Annotated in this window: 14 protein-coding genes; 7 read left to right on the forward strand and 7 right to left on the reverse strand. The window is 64.8% G+C overall.

The features are described 5' to 3' along the window. Positions 1–42: 42 nt before the first annotated feature. From BKX93_RS05275 to BKX93_RS05290, 4 genes are read right to left on the reverse strand one after another with little or no spacing between them, the layout of a single operon-like run. A complete protein-coding gene (locus BKX93_RS05275) occupies positions 43–594 on the reverse strand; it encodes a cob(I)yrinic acid a,c-diamide adenosyltransferase (RefSeq protein ID WP_021477571.1) in 552 nt (183 codons plus the stop codon). Beyond that, positions 587–3,298, reverse strand: a complete 2,712-nt coding sequence (locus BKX93_RS05280) for a hypothetical protein (RefSeq protein ID WP_070979037.1) — start codon at positions 3,296–3,298, stop codon at positions 587–589. The genes BKX93_RS05275 and BKX93_RS05280 overlap by 8 nt, the downstream gene beginning before the upstream one ends. After that, positions 3,295–3,720, reverse strand: coding sequence for a DNA polymerase III subunit chi (locus BKX93_RS05285; RefSeq protein ID WP_021477573.1), 426 nt, complete (start codon positions 3,718–3,720; stop codon positions 3,295–3,297). Before BKX93_RS05285 ends, BKX93_RS05280 begins: the two co-directional genes overlap by 4 nt. Then, complete coding sequence (locus BKX93_RS05290) at positions 3,707–5,272, reverse strand: leucyl aminopeptidase (protein WP_070979039.1); 1,566 nt, start codon at positions 5,270–5,272, stop codon at positions 3,707–3,709. The genes BKX93_RS05285 and BKX93_RS05290 overlap by 14 nt, the downstream gene beginning before the upstream one ends. Before the next feature lie 194 nt (positions 5,273–5,466). On the opposite strand from BKX93_RS05290, the gene lptF reads away from it, so the two are divergent. From lptF to BKX93_RS05320, 6 genes are all read left to right on the forward strand, one after another. After that, positions 5,467–6,573, forward strand: a complete 1,107-nt coding sequence (lptF, locus tag BKX93_RS05295) for an LPS export ABC transporter permease LptF (RefSeq protein WP_046167492.1) — start codon at positions 5,467–5,469, stop codon at positions 6,571–6,573. A gap of 12 nt (positions 6,574–6,585) precedes the next feature. Further along, complete coding sequence (gene lptG, locus BKX93_RS05300; protein ID WP_021477576.1) at positions 6,586–7,662, forward strand: LPS export ABC transporter permease LptG; 1,077 nt, start codon at positions 6,586–6,588, stop codon at positions 7,660–7,662. 1 nt (position 7,663) lies between these two features. Further along, the gene (locus BKX93_RS05305) at positions 7,664–10,234 is read left to right on the forward strand and encodes a [protein-PII] uridylyltransferase (RefSeq protein ID WP_046167491.1); all 2,571 of its coding nucleotides are present in this window, start codon (positions 7,664–7,666) and stop codon (positions 10,232–10,234) included. 220 nt (positions 10,235–10,454) lie between these two features. After that, complete coding sequence (locus BKX93_RS05310) at positions 10,455–11,729, forward strand: serine hydrolase domain-containing protein (RefSeq protein WP_052717476.1); 1,275 nt, start codon at positions 10,455–10,457, stop codon at positions 11,727–11,729. 7 nt (positions 11,730–11,736) lie between these two features. After that, the gene (locus tag BKX93_RS05315) at positions 11,737–12,498 is read left to right on the forward strand and encodes an alpha/beta fold hydrolase (RefSeq protein WP_070979041.1); all 762 of its coding nucleotides are present in this window, start codon (positions 11,737–11,739) and stop codon (positions 12,496–12,498) included. A 73-nt stretch (positions 12,499–12,571) separates the two neighbouring features. Beyond that, the gene (locus BKX93_RS05320; RefSeq protein WP_046156593.1) at positions 12,572–13,054 is read left to right on the forward strand and encodes a MaoC family dehydratase; all 483 of its coding nucleotides are present in this window, start codon (positions 12,572–12,574) and stop codon (positions 13,052–13,054) included. Between the two features lie 66 nt (positions 13,055–13,120). Here BKX93_RS05320 and BKX93_RS05325 read toward each other — a convergent pair whose 3' ends face one another. Together BKX93_RS05325 and BKX93_RS05330 are read right to left on the reverse strand one after the other, a co-directional pair. Further along, positions 13,121–14,071: a GMP reductase gene (locus BKX93_RS05325; RefSeq protein WP_070979043.1), complete on the reverse strand. Its 951-nt coding sequence runs from the start codon at positions 14,069–14,071 to the stop codon at positions 13,121–13,123. A gap of 183 nt (positions 14,072–14,254) precedes the next feature. Further along, a complete protein-coding gene (locus BKX93_RS05330) occupies positions 14,255–14,902 on the reverse strand; it encodes a ParA family protein (RefSeq protein ID WP_046156591.1) in 648 nt (215 codons plus the stop codon). 103 nt (positions 14,903–15,005) lie between these two features. Between BKX93_RS05330 and BKX93_RS05335 the strand changes: the two genes are divergently transcribed. Then, positions 15,006–15,665: an HAD family hydrolase gene (locus BKX93_RS05335; RefSeq protein WP_046156590.1), complete on the forward strand. Its 660-nt coding sequence runs from the start codon at positions 15,006–15,008 to the stop codon at positions 15,663–15,665. Between the two features lie 36 nt (positions 15,666–15,701). On the opposite strand, the gene BKX93_RS05340 is transcribed toward BKX93_RS05335, so the two are convergent. Beyond that, positions 15,702–16,637, reverse strand: coding sequence for an exopolyphosphatase (locus tag BKX93_RS05340; protein WP_046156589.1), 936 nt, complete (start codon positions 16,635–16,637; stop codon positions 15,702–15,704). Positions 16,638–16,640 lie beyond the last annotated feature (3 nt).

The following is a 16,640-nucleotide window of genomic DNA, read 5'->3' on the forward strand; positions in this document are numbered from 1 at the left end:
AAAGAAGGGCGGCTTTCGCCGCCCTTCTTTCCGCCATGGCGCTCAGCGCGTCCTTCCCGCCCGCCACAACACGTCAGGCACGCCCTGTTCCCGATTCAGGTAGCGCGCGAGCACGAACAGAAAATCCGACAAGCGGTTCAGATAACGGCGCAAGGCCTGGGACAGTTCTTCCTCGCGGGCCAACGCCACCACCGCGCGCTCGGCCCTGCGGCAAACGGAACGCGCCTGGTGCGCCAGCGCGGCGCTGCGCAAGCCGCCGGGAAGAATGAACTCCTTCAACGGCCCCAGTTCCTCGTTCATGAAAGACACCAATGCCTCCAGCGCCTGCACATGGCCGTCGGAAATGGCGCTGTAGCCGGGCACGGCGAGTTCCGAACCGAGATCAAACAGATCATGCTGGATTTCCGCCAGCCACTCCGCCATCGGCTGCGGCGGAGACTCCGCCAGCAACACGCCGATCACCGAGTTGAGCTCGTCGACATCCCCAAGCGCCTGGATGCGGGCGCTGTCCTTGGCGACGCGGCTGCCGTCGCCCAGGCCGGTGGAGCCGTCGTCGCCGGTGCGGGTGACGATGGAGGACAAACGGTCACTCATGCCCGTCCTCCCCTATCCTGCGCACGCCGTCGCCATCGCTCAGCGCCTGCCGCAAACTTTCTTTCAGCGCATCGCCGAACAGCATTTCATAATCCTCTTTCAATTGGTGCATCATCCCGGACAACATTTGCTTGGCCTGCACCTCGATCGCGTCCTGCAGCCAAAGCGACAGCTCCACTTTCATCCGCGGCAGCATGCGTTCGTACAGGGAGTTGAACAAGGCCTGCTCGTCCAGCACCGTCGCCGGCAGCCCTTGCCGCCCAGCCGCGGCGGCGGACGACATCGCCGCCACCTTGACCACCGAGACGGGCGCATCCAGCGCCATCTCCTGCGGCGGCGCAGGCGCATCCTCCGGCGCAGGCGCGGCCAGGCTCCGGCCCAACAAGCCGGACAAGGCCGGCATGTCCTCGTCTTCCAACGGCGCGGGCTGCGGCACCGCCTCGTACAAGGTGGACACCGCGTCGCCATGCCCCTCTGCCACGGGCTCCGCCTGGACATTTTCTGCGTGCGCATCCACAGCCTGCGGCGTCGGGACAGGCTCCGGCAAGGCCGCTTCCAGAGAAACGGCCCCCAGCGCCGCAAGGTCCGCGTCAAGGGCCGGCTCGGCCTGGGAGCGAGCCGCCTCGGCAGGCTCCGCGAAACCATCCATCGCCTCAGCATGTGCCGGATGGGCGTCCGGGGCCAGCTCCGCGAGCTCTGCCGGTTCGGTCATTGCCGCCGGCTCCGATGGGGCCGTTTCATCCGACTGCGCGCCATCCAAAGAGGAAGGCTGCGGAACGGACTCATCAGACGCCTCCATCTCTGCGTGCGGAAGCATCGCATCAGTGGAAGCCTCTTCGGCAAATCCCGGCTCGACATCCGCCACCGGCTCCAGAACCGTCGACTCGGCCAATGCCGCCGGCTCCGACTGGATCACGACATCCGGCTGCGCGCCATCCAGGGACGACGCCAGATCAGTCTCGCCAAACGGTTCCGCCTCTGCCGGCGAAAATTCGGCATCAGCCAGCTCGCCCTCCCCCAATGCCTGCTCAACATCGGCTTCTATCCGCTCAGACGCTCCGCCCTCCGGAGGCTCGGCCTCAATGAACGGCGCGGACTCGGCCACAGCCTCCTGCTCGACAAGCAAGGGCGTGGTCTCAAGCACAGCCTCATCCTCAACAAGCGCATCGGCAGCAAGCTCAATCGGCTCGGATACAGGCTCCAGTCCAGAATCCACCAACGGCTCCGCGTCGGCGACCGGCAGCGCCTCTTCCGCCAACTGCGGGACATCCGCGTCAAATGCCTCCACCGGCATGCCGGGATCAAGCGCCTGCTCGGTCTCCGCCGGCTCCGACGGCTCATCCGGCACGGTGAACGCCTCCATCTCCGGCATTGCCTGCGCCATATCCGCCTCAGCAGCGGCAACCGGCTCCGCCGGACTCTGCTCAAGCGCCTGGCGCTGCTCCGGCGGCATCGCGGCCAACGGCTCGACCGGCGCGTCCACAAATGGCTGCGGCGCTTCGCTCTCCAAGCCAGGTGCCGCCTCGTGAGCGGCGGCATCCGCCTCTGCTGTTTCCTGCGCCTGCTCGATGTCAGCCGTGGGCTGGGCGATCTCGGCCTCAAGGCCTGCGCCGGGCAAAGCGCCGTCGGCCTCCGCCGCATGCGGGACTTCCGACTCAACCACAGGGGCCTCGATGGGCTGCGCCGCGGCGATGGATGGCTCCTCCCGCTGCGGCAAGCCGAACGCTTCGGCCACTTCTCGATTGGCGGCCTGCTGCTTTGCCCGCTCTTCCGCCAGCACGCGCTCCGCCTCGGCGATCATGTCCTTGATCGTCGGCTTGGGCGGCTCGGCCTGCTGTAGGGACGGCAGCTCTGACAGCCACTCCAGCCCGCTGGACGGCGGCGGCTCGCGGCCTGCGCCGCCACCCAGCACGCCGCTGGGCAGGCTGTCGATGGAAATGGAAGTGAATGGCGGCGACGCATCGGCCGCCTGGGCCACCGGCACTGCATCCGCCGGAGAGGCCTCCGGCGCGGACTGCGCTGCGCGCCCGTCCGCCGCGTCTGGAATCGGCAGTTCGGGAAGGGATTCCACCTCGACAGGCGGCGTCTCAATCGCGCCCTCCGGCTCCAGCGCCGGCAGCTCTTCGGGCGCGCTCTCGGCAGCGGGCTGATGCGCGTCGGCGGGAAGCTCGCTGGCGGCGGCCACCACATCGCTCCAGCCCATCTCGTCCGGAACGACCGCCTCCGCGGCATCTTCCGCTGACGCCACCGAATGCGGCTCGAACGGCTCCTCGCCAGACGGCTGCGGATCGGCCCTGGCCATCAACTCAGCCAGTCCATCCGCCTCCGGGGCTTGCGCCTCGGCCTTGGGCTCCAGCACGAAGCCCAGCTCCTCGCCGTCGGCCACGATGTCGGCGTCCGCCAGCTCCAGCGACGGCAAACCGCTGAAATCCAGGCCGCCGGCCGGATCGGCTTCCGGCTTGGGCGCCTCCAGCAATTCGTCCAGCGTCAGTTCGGGAATTTCCAGCTGAGGTTCGCCCTCGTCCAATTCGGCCGCCAGCAAATCCAGCTCGGAAGAGAAATCGAACTCGGGCACCTCCGCCTGCGCTTCCGTGGATGCTTCCTCGGCCAGTGTCGGCACGGCCTGTTCGTCCACCACTTCAGTCAGGACCGGCAGGTTGAGGCCGCTCCAGTCGGGCTCGTCGGCTTTCGGCGACTCGGTCATGGCGTTTGACTCATGTCGTGATGTTCGATCGCGCAACCGTGCTCACGGTAGGCACGGAAACGCTCGCGGGCAGTGGCCAGCGACTCCGGGTCGCGCCCCACTATTTCAAGAATGCGCTCAAACCTGCCGAATTCATAGGGCAATTGCGGCCCCAGATTCAGCAATACCGGGTGGGTCAAGTCGTCCGGCAGACTGGCCGCGAGCCAGACCGGCGTCTCGGCCGCGCCCGGCTCGCCCAGCCGGCAATGCGGCACGAAGCGGGTATCGCCGAAACTCCACAAGCGGTTGCTGAACACTTCGACGCTGCGTTCGCTGTCCAGCCAGATCAGCAACCGTTCCTTCTTGCGCTGCACGGTATCCGCCAACCTGCAGGCAAAAGCCTGCGGATCGGCGACATTGGTGTAGAAATCAATCTTGCTCATCGTCTGCCACTTCGGGCGCCTCGCGGCGCGGGCGGCCGCGGCGCACCACGTTGCCCAGCGCGATGTCGGCGCGGTCTTGCAGGAACTGCACCAGCAGCGGCACCGGACGCGCGGTGGCGCCCTTGTCCTTGCCGCCCTTCCAGGCGGTGCCGGCGATGTCCAGGTGCGCCCAGTCGTAGGCTTTGGCGAAACGGGACAGGAAGCAGGCCGCGGTGATGCTGCCGCCCGGGCGGCCGCCGATATTGGCCATATCGGCGAACGGGCTCTTCAGCTGCTCCTGGTATTCATCCCACAGCGGCATGTGCCAGGCGCGGTCGGCGACTTCCTCGCCGGCGGCCAGCAACTCGCGCGCCAGGCTGTCCTGGTTGCTGTACAGGCCGGTGGCGATATGGCCCAGCGCGATCACGCAAGCGCCGGTCAGCGTGGCGACGTCCACCACCGTGGCCGGATTGAAGCGCTCCGCATAGGTCAGCGCGTCGCACAGGATCAGTCGGCCTTCGGCATCGGTATTCAACACTTCGATGGTCTGGCCGGACATCGAGGTGACGATGTCGCCCGGCTTGACCGCATTGCCCGCCGGCATGTTTTCGCAGGTGGGCACGATGGCTACGATGTTCAGCGGCAGATTCATCTCCACCACCGCGCGGAACGCGCCCAGCACGGTGGCGGCGCCGCACATGTCGTACTTCATCTCGTCCATGCCCTCGCCCGGCTTCAGCGAGATGCCGCCGGAATCGAAGGTGATGCCCTTGCCCACCAGCACGATGGGCTTGTCGCTCTTGTCCTTGGCGCCTTGGTGCTTGAGCACGATCAGGCGCGCTTCTTCGCTGCTGCCCTTGGCCACGGACAGGAAGGAATGCATGCCCAGCTCGGCGATTTCCTTCGGCCCCAGAATCTCGGCCTCGCCGCCGAAAGCATCGGCGACTTTGCGTCCCTCGTCGGCCAGGTAGCTCGGCGTGCAGACATTGCCCGGCAGATTGCCCAGGTCTTTGGCCAGCCTCATGCCGTTGCCGATGGCCAGGCCGCGTTGCAGGCCCTTTTCGCCGTCGGCCAGGTCGCTGCGGCGCGGCACAGCCAGCGTCAGCTTGCGCGGTTCGCGCGCGGATTCATCCTGCTTGCTCTTGAAGCGGTCGAAGCGGTACAGCGCGTCCAGGGTCACCACGGTGGCCTGTTCGATCATCCACTCCACGTCATGCTTCTTGACGGTCAATTCAGACAGGTAGCTGACGGCCTCGCTGGCTGAGGTCTGGGTCAGCGCCTTGACCGAGGCGCGCACGGCCTCGCGATACTCCTTGGCGCGGAACTCCCGCTCCTTGCCCAGGCCGACCAGCATCACCCGGTCGCACAGCGTGTGCGGCACCGAATGCAGCACCAGCGTGCTACCCAGTTTCCCCTCCATATCGCCGTGGCGGATCACGTCGCTGATGAAGCCGTTGGAGATGCGATCGAGCAGATCAGCGGCAAAGGTGAGCTTGCGCGATTCATAAACGCCGACCATCACGCAGGCGACGCGCTGCTTCTCCGGGCTGCCGCTTTTTATGTTAAATTCCATAGGTACTCCGCTGTAGAACGAGTGTCGTTGCGCCACCTCATGACGGCCGTCTAAGCTCGGGAAGACGGACGGCTCGGCCGCCGGTGAACGCAGGATTGTTGTATTAGTCCAAATTTGCCGGAATTGGCGATTCAGAATTGTCTCATCGAATTATCACAATGCTTTTCACAAAAAGTCAAAAAGGCACTGAATAAATGGTTTTTCAAAAAAGCCTGACACGGGAATTGACTTTAACCGCGCTGGGCGTATTCGTCGTGCTCCTCGCCATCATCGTTTCCACCCAAGCGATCAATCTGCTGGGGCGGGCGGCGGAGGGACAGATCGCGAACGAGGCGGTCACCGCGCTGATCGGTTTCTGGACATTGGGATTTTTCCCGGTTCTGATGATCCTGACCGTGTTCGTCAGCGTGCTGGTCGTGCTTACCCGCACCTGGCGCGACCACGAAATGGTGGTCTGGCTGTCTTCCGGCCTGTCGCTGCGCGACTGGGTCTGGCCCATCATGCGCTTCACCATTCCGTTGGCGGTGCTGATCGCCGGCGTGACGCTGTTCGTCGGCCCCTGGGCGGACCAGCGCAGCCAGGATTACGCGGAAATCATCAAACGCCGCGAAGAAATCTCCGCAATATCGCCGGGCGTGTTCAAGGAATCGGCATCGTCCAGCAAAGTGTATTTCATTGAAAACTATTCCGGCTTGCACAGCGCCGCCACCAATATCTTCATGCAGGATATGACCGACGGCAAAGTGAGCTCCATTTTCGCCAAGCGCGGCTATATCTCGATCAAACCGGACGGCGAGCGCGTGCTGGTTCTGGAAGATGGCAAACGCTACGTGGGCGAACCCGGCCAGGCCGATTACCAGATAGGCGATTTCAAGCGTTACACGGCCAGCCTGGGCGACAGCCAGGCCTCGACCGGACCGGCCAGCAACCGCCAGTCTATCCCCACCAGCGTCCTGCTCGCGGGCAGCAGCAACCCCGAATACCGCGCGGAGCTGGCCTGGCGCCTTTCCATGCCGATCAGCTGCGTCCTGCTGGCGCTGCTGGCGCTTCCCTTGTCCTATTACAATCCGCGCAGCGGCCATACCTACAATCTGCTGTTCGCGCTGCTGGCCTTCTTCGTCTACCAGAACGGCCTGACCCTGACCCGAAACTGGGTGGGCCAGGACAAGGTGGGCGTCTGGGCGGTGGCGCTGGTGCACGCGCTGCTGCTGCTGGCGGCGCTGCTGCTGCTAAAACACCGCGACCGTCCGCAGGCGCCGTTCTCGCATTCTTTGCGCCTGATGTTCAGCAAGAAAAGCTAAGCCACCACGTCGATGAAACTCATACACCGCTACATCATCAGCACCCTGACCCAGTCCACGCTGTTCACCTTGCTGGCGCTGCTGGGCCTGTACGGCTTTTTCGATCTGCTGGGCGAAGTGCCAGCCCTAGGCACCGGCACCTATACCGCCAGCGTGATGGCCACCTATGTGGCGCTGCTGGTCCCCGGCCACGCTTACGAACTGATGCCGCTGGCCGTGCTGATCGGCGGCATGGTGGCGATGACCCAGCTGGCCAGCTCCAGCGAATACACGGTGATCCGCACCTCCGGCGTCACGCTGGGCCAGATCGCCGCCACGCTGCTGAAATTCGGTCTGGGCTTCGCTGTGCTCACCATTTTGCTGGGCGAATTCGTTTCGCCGTGGGCGATGCAGGAGGCCGAGCGCACCAAGCTGACCGCCACCCACTCCATCGTCGCCAAGGAGTTCCGCTCCGGCACCTGGGTGAAAGACAACCAGAATTTCATCAACGTGCATGAAATGCTGCCGGACAACACCCTGCTGGGCATCCGCATCTACACCTACGATCAGGACTTCAAGCTGGAGCGCACCCGGATCGCCGAGCGCGGCACCTTCTCCAAGCAGGACCGCAGCTGGCAGCTGGAAAACGTCAAGGAAACCGTGCTGGCCGCCGATCACACCATCAGCAACGCCTACCCGGCGCTGAAATGGAAATCCATCATCGAGCCGGAAATCCTGTCGGTGCTGCTGGTGGTGCCGGAACAAATGTCGGCGCACAACCTGCTCACCTACATCGAGCACCTGAAGAAGAACAAGCAGCAGACCCAGCGCTACGAGATCGCGCTGTGGAGCAAACTGTTCTACCCGCTGGCCTGCATTTCGATGGCGCTGGTGGCGCTGGCCTTCACGCCGCAACAGCGCCGCCACGGCCAGTTGGGCATCAAGCTGTTCGCCGGCATCTGCCTGGGCGTGACCTTCCACTTCGTGAACCGCCTGTTCGGCCACCTGGGCTTGCTGTACGACTGGAACTCCATCCTGTCCGCAACCTTGCCCACGCTGATCTTCTTCCTGGGCGGCATCGGCATCATCGCGAAACAGGAAAGGCGCTGACATGACGCTTGCGGCCACCCCCCTGCAGCGCTGGCGGCAGACGCTGGCCGACAAGCGACAACAACTGGCGGACGCCTACCGCGCCGACCGCGACGCGCCGGCCTTCCTCCGCCATTACAGCCAGGCGGTGGACCAGGCGCTGGCCGAGCTATGGCGCGAGCAGGGCCTGGACGAACTGGCCACCCTGGCGGCGGTGGGCGGCTACGGCCGCGGGCAGCTGTTCCCCGGCTCCGACGTCGACATCCTGATCCTGCTGCCCGACCAGCCATCCGCCGAAACCAACGACAAGGTCAGCCATTTCATCGGCCTGATGTGGGACATCGGCCTGGAAATCGGCCACAGCGTGCGCACGACGGACGAATGCCTGCGCGAAGCCGCCGGCGACATCACCATCGAGACCAATCTGCTGGAAAACCGATTGGTGGCCGGCCCAGCCGAGCCCTGGCGCAAGCTGATGACGCGGCTGGAGGCGCAGCGCGACCCGCTGGCCTTCTTCGAAGGCAAGACGCTGGAGCAGCAGCAGCGCCACACCCGCCACTTCGGCGTCAGCAACAACCTGGAACCCAATCTGAAGGAAAGCCCGGGCGGCCTGCGCGATCTGCACACCATCCTGTGGATCAGCAAGGCGGCGGGACTGGGCGACAACTGGGATTCGCTGGTCCGGCGCGGCATCCTCACCCTGGCCGAGGCGCGGCTGATCAAGCACAGCGAGGAGCAGCTGCAGAAGCTGCGCATCGATCTGCACCTGCTGGCCCGCCGCCGCGAAGACCGGCTGATCTTCGACCTGCAGCAACAGGTGGCGCAGGCCTGGGGCCTGGCCGACACCCCGGCCAAGCGCGCCAGCGAGCAACTGATGCAGCTTTACTTCCGCGCCGCCAAGACAGTGAACCAGCTCAACGGCATCCTGCTGCCCAATCTGCGCGGACGCATCTACAGCCAGGTGCCGCGCGTCACCCAGCACATCAACGAATACTTCCACGCCGTCAATGGCATGCTGGGCATCCGCGAGGTCAATGTCTTCGACAAACACCCGCACGCCATACTCGAAGCCTTCCTGACGCTGCAGCGCCATCCCGAACTGTCCGGCTTCGCCCCGCGCATGCTGCGCGCGCTGTGGCACGGCCGCAGCCAGATCAACGACCGCTTCCGCCAGGATCCGCGCAACCGCGCAACCTTCATGCAGATTTTCCGCGAGCCCGCCGGCCTCACCCGCACGCTGCGGCGGATGAACCTGTACGGCATCCTCGGCCAGTACCTGCCCAACTTCGGCCAGATCGTCGGCCAGATGCAGCATGACCTGTTCCACGTCTACACCGTGGACGAGCACATCCTGATGGTGGTGCGCAATCTGCGCCGCTTCGCCATCAGCGCCTACAACCACGAATACCCGTTCCTGTCGCGGCTGATCAACGATTTCGAGCGCCCCGAGGTCCTCTATCTGGCCGGCCTGTTCCACGACATCGCCAAGGGCCGGGGGGGCGACCACTCCCAACTGGGCATCGCCGACGCCGAGGCCTTCTGCCGCGACCACGGCTTGCCTCCGGAAGACTGCGAACTGGTCGCCTGGCTGGTGGGCCAGCACCTGACAATGTCCAGCATCGCGCAGAAGCAGGACATCTACGACCCGGAAACGGTGCAACGCTTCGCCGATCTGGCGCGCACGCCGCGCCGCCTGGCCGCGCTCTACCTGCTGACCGTGGCCGACATCCGCGGCACCAGCCCCAAGGTGTGGAACACCTGGAAGGCCAAGCTGCTGGAAGACCTGTACCACGCGACGCTGCGCGTGCTGTCGCGCGGCGGCGAGATAGACCTCGCTTCAGAGCTGGAAGCGCGCAAGAACCAGGCCCGCGCCCAGCTGCGGCTGCACGCGATACCGGACGGCGCCGAGGCCGGCCTGTGGGCGCAGCTCGACACCGTCTACTTCCTGCGCCACGAGGCCAAGGAAATCGCCTGGCACGCCCGCGTGCTCAACCGCCAGCTGTCGCCCGACCTGCCGCAAGTGCGCGCGCGGCTGGCCGACGACCACGAAGGCCTGCAGGTGCTGATCTACTCGCCGGACAAGCCGGAACTGTTCGCCCGCGCCTGCGCCTTCTTCGGCCGCACCAACTACAGCATCGCCGACGCCAAGGTCTACACCACCCGCCACGGCTACGCGCTGGATACCTTCCACGTCTTCGTCCCCGAGCACCACGACGGCGACTACCGCGACATGATCAACTTCATCGAGTTCGAACTGGCGGCGGCGCTGGCCGCGGACCAGCCCTTGCAGCTGCCGCCGCAAGGCCGGATCAGCCGCCACTTGAAGCATTTCCCGATCACGCCGCAGGTATCGATCCGCCCGGACGACCGGGACAACGACTTCATCCTGTCCATCGTCGCCGGAGACCGCCCCGGCCTGCTCGCCCGCATCGCCAAGGTGCTGGCCGATTACCGGCTCAATGTGCAGTCCGCCAAAATCATGACCTTGGGCGGCCGGGCCGAGGACTCGTTCCAGATCTCCGGCGCCGCGCTGAAGGACGACAAGACCTCGCTGGCGCTGGAAGCCGCCCTGATCGCCGCGCTGCGGGTCTGAAATCCTGCTTGGAATATTCCACATCATGACGTTAACATTGCATTGCGCAATGCAAGGAACATGACATGTCGGATATTCTGCGGGACATTCCCGAACAGATCGAAAGCGAACGCCTGATCCTCCGCTGCCCGCTGCCGGGAGATGGCTCCGCTGCGCACGCCGACAGGAAAACACCCAGCGCGACACCGCCCAGTACGCGCTGGCCAACTAGGCGACATATATGGATTTGCTGACGCCTTATCTGGAACGCCTGGCCGCCGACGGCAATTTCAGCGGCGTCATCCTGGCTGCCGAGGGCGATAGGCAATGGCTACGCAGCCATGGCTGGGCCGACGCGGCTTCCGGCAGGCCGATGGCAAACGATACGCCGCTGCGCATAGGCTCGCTCAGCAAAAGCTTTACCGCCGCGCTGGTTTTGCGCCTGGTGGACGATGGCCTGCTGGCGCTGGATCAGCCCCTTCAGCCGCTGTTGCCTCAATTCAAGCTGCCGGACGCCCTCACCGCCGGCCACTTGCTGCGCCACCGCTCCGGGCTGGGCAACCATACCGCCCTGCCCGACTACTGGCCGACGCGGATGCGGCAACGCTGGACGCCGGACCAACTGATAAACGACATCCTCGCCCATCCGCAGCTGTTCGCTCCGGGCGAAGGCTGCGCCTACAGCAATACCGCTTACGCCTTGCTGGCGCGGCTGCTTGAGATTTTGCGCGGCAAACCGTTCGCGGCTCTGTTGCGCCAGATGCTGGCGCCGGCGGGGCTGAGCGGCATACACGATGAAATGGAAGCGCCGGCAACCGATGGCGCGCGCGGTTATTGGCTGGACACCGAATGGCAAGAGGCGCCGCCCTTGGACATCAGCAACGGCTTCGGCGCCTACAGCCTCAGCGCCAACGCTCCCAGCCTGCTGCGCTGGTGGCAAGCGCTGAGCAGCAGCGACATCCTCTCCCCGGACAGCCGGGAGTGGATGTTCGCCACCGAAAACGGCGAGGACGGCTTCGCCGCCGGCTGGTATCGCGAACACACGCCCGACGGCCCCGTATTCTCCCATCTTGGCGACATCAACGGCTTTGTTTCGGTATTGCTGGCCCAGCCAGCCAAAAACCGTTGCGTGATCGCGCTCAGCAATCTGGCTCAAACCGATGCCTGGGCGCTGGCGGAAACGGTTTGCCAGCTCCTTGACGGCAAACCTGTCGATACCGGCCCCGCCGCAACCGGCTTCGCCGCCCTGCCCGATTGGCTCGATGGGCGCTACCTGGCCGGCGACGGCGATGAAATCATCATGAATGGCGGCATCGCCACGCTCACGCGCCGCTACGGCGCGCGCTGCGACTGCGCCGTCATCGCCAGCCGCAGCGGGCCGGAGCATTGCGAGGCCAAACTGGAGCGGCTGCCCGAACGGCTGATCTTCAGCCGCCAGGCCGCCGGAACCCGGCTGACCCACATCAGCGGCCTGAAGCGCCGCGAATATCGAAAAACCTCCAACGCCTCGCACTGAATCCATCATGCAATATTTCTCGCTTTCCCAGCCGCAAGCCATGCTGCGCTGCCACGACATTCCCGGCCACGGCGCGCCGCTCATCATGCTGCACGGCCTGGGCTGCGCCTCTTCGTTCGATTATCCCCGGCTGCTGGCCGAACCGGGCCTCGCCGGCCGCCGCGCGCTATTGGTGGATTTGCTGGGCCACGGTTTCAGCGACAAACCGGAGGACTTCAGCTACGACCCTGGCGCCCAGGCTCAAGCGCTGGCGCAATGGATCGAACAACTGGGCTTGCGCGAATTCGATCTATACGGCCACAGCATGGGCGGCAGCATCGCCATCGACCTGGCTACGCTCATGCCGGATCGCATCCGGCGCTTGGTATTGGCCGAACCGAACCTGGACAGCGGCGGCGGCGCCTACAGCCGCGCGCTGGCAAGCTGGAGCGAGGCCGACTACGTCGCCCGCGGCCATCGGGAAATCATTCGGACCTTCGGCGCGGACAGCCCCAACTGGGCCGGCAGCATGGCCGTCGCCTCGCCGCTGGCCGTGCATAGGGCTGCCAAGGGCCTGATCGCGGGCAGCGCAGTCAGTTGGCGCGAGCAGCTGCGGGCCTTGTCCATGCCGCGCCGCATCATCTTCGGCGAGAAATCGCTGCCCGATCCGGACGTCGAATGGCTGCCCCGGCATGGCATCGACACCAGCATCGTCGCCGACGCCGGACACTCGCTGGCCTGGGACAATCCCGCCGGCCTTGCCGAGACTATCGCCGCCGCGCTGGATTGAGAATGATGCTTTGACCAATTTCAACGCCGGCGCTATGCTGCAAGCCTGATATTACGTTAACGTAAGATGAATCATGCTCTACTTCGAAGACCTTAGGCCCGGCCAGCTTTTTTTAAGCGCCGAACACACGCTGAGCGAGCAGGAAATCATCGCTTTCGCCCGCCAGTTCGACCCGCAGCCTTTCCATACCGATCCAGAGGCCGCCAAGCAGACATTCTTCAATGGCCTGGCCGCCAGCGGCTGGCATACCAGCAGCCTGTCGATGCGGCTGGTGGCGGAGTCTGAACTGGGCCGCGCCGCCAACGGCCTGATCGGCATGCAGATCGACAAGATGCGCTGGCCGCAGCCGAGCCGCCCCGGAGACACGCTGCAGGTGGAAGTGGAAGTGCTGGACAAGCGCCGCTCAAGCAGCCAACCCGGCTTCGGCGTGGTCAAGGTGAGCTGGACCACCCGCAACCAGCGCGGCGAAACGGCGATGCAGCTGGAGTGCGCGATCTGGCTGCAATGCCGCAGCAAGGCCGAGGCCGCCGCGCCGGAGCTTGCCGGCGCCAAATAAGCGCGGACATGAAAACGGCCGCGCAGCGCAAGCCCGCGGCCGTTTATCGTTTCAGGCCATGCCCGCTCAGCGGTAAACCTGGATCATCTCCACCTCGCGCAGCGCCGACAGCGTGGTGCCGCCCGCGTAGCTGACCGAGGACTGCAGGTCTTCCTGCAGTTCGCGCAGCAGCTTGCCCATGCTGCCCTTGTACTCGACCAGGATCTTCTTGCCCTCGACGTTGACATAAGCGCCCTTGTTGAACTGCGAGGCGCTGCCGAAGTATTCCTTGTAGTGTTTGCCGGCGATTTCGACGATGTCGCCGGCCGACTCGTCGTAGCCGGCGAACAGCGAACCGGCCATCACCATCGCCGCGCCGCAAACCAGCGCCTTGGCGATGTCTCCATGCTCGACGATGCCGCCGTCGGCGATGACCGGGATCTTCACCGCGGCCACGCAATCGCGCACGGTGGAGACCATCGGGCGATGGAAGCCGGTCTTGTTCTTGGTGATGCAGACGCGGCCGCCGGCGATGCCGGCCTTGATCGCGTCGCAGCCCCAGGCTTCGAGGTCGCGCGCGGCCTCGGCGGTGGCGACATTGCCGCCGATCAGGAAAGTATTCGGAAAGTGCTGCTTGATGTGCTTGATCATGCGCTCAGCCTTCACGCACCAGGCGTTGGCGACGTCCAGCGTCATGTATTCGGGTTCGAGGCCGGCGGCCTTCAGCGCGTCCAGCTGCTCGTAGGTGTCGTCGTTGACGCCGACGCTGATCGAAGCGAACAGACCCTGCTCCTGCATGTAGCGGGTGAACGCCACCGCGTCGACGTTGAAGCGGTGCAGGGTGTAGAACCAGCCTTCGCGGGCGAACAGCTCGCAGGTCTCGGCAGAAACCACCGACTTCATATTGGACGGGTAGACCGGCATCGCGAAGCGGCGCGGGCCGAACTGCACGGAGGTGTCGCACTCCTTGCGGCTGTCCACCACGGTTTTCTTCGGCACCAGGTATACGTCGCCGTAGTTGAGTTCGGTCTTGATCATGCGTGTGCTCCCACAAAAACAGGTTTGGATGAAAAAAACAGGGGCCCCAAACAAAGACGGGAGCCGTATAGGCTCCCATTTGCAGCTACCCCTGCGACGCCTGTCTTCGGCTCGCACGCAGTTACGAAACAAAGCTACGCGTATTGAATCTCGACGTCAAGAGTCTACACGTAAAAATTTTCGCTACTTGTCGCACCAAGCCGCCGGATCGTCTCCCAGCCAGCGCAGTATCGGCAGCCAGGCTTCGCGGTCCCGTTCGGTACGCGAAGCCGGCAGATCGAACAAGGACATCCCCGCCGAAGCCGCCTGCACGTAAAGCTGGGTATCGCGCAGCCAACTGAGCACCGGCACGTCATGCCGCGCCAGGAACTGCTCCAGCTCGCGCGCGGAACGGGTGCGCGGATCCACTCTCATGCCCACTACCGCCATATAAGCCTTGTTCTTGCGGATGGATTTTTCCTCCAGCATCTGCTCGAAAAAGGCCTCGCTGGCCCACGCGTCGAACGGCGACGGCTGGATCGGCACGATCACATGCCCCACCTGCGACAACAACGAGGTCAGTTTCTTGCCGTGCAGGCTGGCGGGACTGTCCAATACCACCACCTCGGTGCCGCGCGGCGGGCGCTTGGGTTCGTTGGCGGCCACTTCCCAGCCGGAGATGCCGGGCAGCGCATGATCGCGCCGGGCCAGCCAGTGCAAGGAGGTCTGCTGGCGGTCGACATCCCCCAACATCACCTTCTTGCCACTGGCTGCGTAATAGGCCGCCAGATTGGTGGCCAGCGTCGACTTGCCGCTGCCGCCCTTGGGATTCGCTATCAGTACCGACCTCACCCTCGCCTCCTTCGCCTTGCGCTTGACCCGGACCACTATACCAGAGTCATCGCCCTTGCCGGCAGCCGGGGAAAACGATAGTTTCGGGTAGAAAGGAGAGGGAATGAACCGTAGTTTCGACGCTCTGCTGTTCGACATGGACGGCCTGATGCTGGATACCGAGACGCTGTCCTGCGCGGCCACCCGCCGCGCCGGCGCCGAGTTGGGCATACAGATAGACGACGCGATGCTGATGGGGATGGTCGGTTTGTCCGAAGCCCGCTGCACCCGCTACATCGCGGAATACCTGGCAAACGAGGAATTGGCCGCGCGGCTGCAGCAAACCAGCCGCGCCGGCTACCGCCGCATGCTGGAGCACGAGGAGATTCCGCTCAAACCCGGCATCGTGGAGCTGCTGGACTGGGCGGAAAGCCAAGGCATTCCGCGCGCGGTGGCCACCTCCACCCGCCGCGCGGTCGCCGACGTCAAGCTCGCGCGCAGCGGACTGGCCCGCTACTTCCGGCACACCATCGCCGGAGACGAGGTAGCGCGCACCAAGCCAGAGCCGGACATCTATCTGGCCGCCGCCGCGCTGCTGGGCGCGGCGCCTGAGCGCTGCATCGTGCTGGAGGATTCGCCGTACGGCATGCAGGCCGGCGTCGCCGCCGGCGCCAGGGTGATCCTGGTGCCGGACCTGATCGCGCCGTCGGAAACGCAGCGCGCGCAGGCGCTGGCCGTCTGCGGCGACCTGCATCAGGCGCTGACGCTGCTGCGAACCTTGTAATCGCGGCCGGCGGACCTTCGCCAGCCGCTCGTCGCCCTAACCGTGACCGCGGATGCGCGCGATCAGCTCGTCCAGCACGTCCTCGGACTGGTCATGCCCCACCTGGCAGGTGCCGGCGGCCTCATGGCCGCCGCCGCCATACTGCAGCAGCAGCGCGCCGATATTGGTGCGCGAAGTGCGGTTGACGATAGACTTGCCCACCGCGAACACGGTGTTCTGCTTGTTCAGCCCCCACATCTGGTGGATGGAGATGTTGCAGTCGGGAAACAGCGCATAGATCATGAAGCGATTGGTCGGGTAGATGGTTTCCTCATGCAGCAGGTTCAGCACCACCACATTGCCGTGCACGCGGGAACAGCGGCGGATCTGCTCCTTGGCCAGCGTCTCGTACTGGCGGTACAGCGCCACCCGTTCCTGCACATCCGGCAGTTGCAGGATTTCATCGATGCCGTGATTGCGGCAGTAGCCGATCAGATCCATCATCAGCTGGAAATTGCTGACCTTGAACTCGCGGAAGCGGCCAAGGCCGGTGCGGGCGTCCATCAGGTAATTGAGCAGCACCCAATCCTTGGGGTCGAGTATTTCGTCGATGGAAAACTGGGCGGAGTCCGCCTTGTCCACCGCCGCCATCATTTCGTCGCTGATGCCGGGAAACGCCTTCTTGCCGCCGTAATGGTTGTACACCACCCGCGCCGCCGACGGCGCGCGCGGATCGATCACGTAGTTGTCGACGTCGGTGGTGTTGCGCAGCGTCTCCGACAGATGGTGGTCGAAAACCAGATGCGCCTTGGCGACGTATGGCAGGTTGGTGGTGATGTCGTCGCCGGTGATCTCCACCTTGCCGTCCTGCATGTCTTTGGGATGAGCGAACATCACCTCGCGGATCAGCTTGAGTTCGTTGAGCAATACCGCGCACACCAGTCCGTCGAAATCGCTGCGCGTCACCAGGCGGTACTGTTTTTGCTGCGTCATCTG

Source organism: Chromobacterium vaccinii (assembly GCF_001855275.1).
Lineage (GTDB): Bacteria > Pseudomonadota > Gammaproteobacteria > Burkholderiales > Chromobacteriaceae > Chromobacterium > Chromobacterium vaccinii.

What these genes read in the sequence shown, in the direction of transcription:
- lptG (WP_021477576.1), top strand. Translation starts at nt 6,586, where the DNA reads ATGAAACTCATACACCGCTACATCATCAGCACCCTGACCCAGTCCACG.
- BKX93_RS05325 (WP_070979043.1), bottom strand. Translation starts at nt 14,071, where the DNA reads ATGATCAAGACCGAACTCAACTACGGCGACGTATACCTGGTGCCGAAG.
- BKX93_RS05320 (WP_046156593.1), top strand. Translation starts at nt 12,572, where the DNA reads ATGCTCTACTTCGAAGACCTTAGGCCCGGCCAGCTTTTTTTAAGCGCC.
- BKX93_RS05310 (WP_052717476.1), top strand. Translation starts at nt 10,455, where the DNA reads ATGGATTTGCTGACGCCTTATCTGGAACGCCTGGCCGCCGACGGCAAT.
- BKX93_RS05280 (WP_070979037.1), bottom strand. Translation starts at nt 3,298, where the DNA reads ATGACCGAGTCGCCGAAAGCCGACGAGCCCGACTGGAGCGGCCTCAAC.
- BKX93_RS05335 (WP_046156590.1), top strand. Translation starts at nt 15,006, where the DNA reads ATGAACCGTAGTTTCGACGCTCTGCTGTTCGACATGGACGGCCTGATG.
- BKX93_RS05340 (WP_046156589.1), bottom strand. Translation starts at nt 16,637, where the DNA reads ATGACGCAGCAAAAACAGTACCGCCTGGTGACGCGCAGCGATTTCGAC.
- BKX93_RS05305 (WP_046167491.1), top strand. Translation starts at nt 7,664, where the DNA reads ATGACGCTTGCGGCCACCCCCCTGCAGCGCTGGCGGCAGACGCTGGCC.
- BKX93_RS05285 (WP_021477573.1), bottom strand. Translation starts at nt 3,720, where the DNA reads ATGAGCAAGATTGATTTCTACACCAATGTCGCCGATCCGCAGGCTTTT.
- BKX93_RS05275 (WP_021477571.1), bottom strand. Translation starts at nt 594, where the DNA reads ATGAGTGACCGTTTGTCCTCCATCGTCACCCGCACCGGCGACGACGGC.
- lptF (WP_046167492.1), top strand. Translation starts at nt 5,467, where the DNA reads ATGGTTTTTCAAAAAAGCCTGACACGGGAATTGACTTTAACCGCGCTG.
- BKX93_RS05290 (WP_070979039.1), bottom strand. Translation starts at nt 5,272, where the DNA reads ATGGAATTTAACATAAAAAGCGGCAGCCCGGAGAAGCAGCGCGTCGCC.
- BKX93_RS05315 (WP_070979041.1), top strand. Translation starts at nt 11,737, where the DNA reads ATGCAATATTTCTCGCTTTCCCAGCCGCAAGCCATGCTGCGCTGCCAC.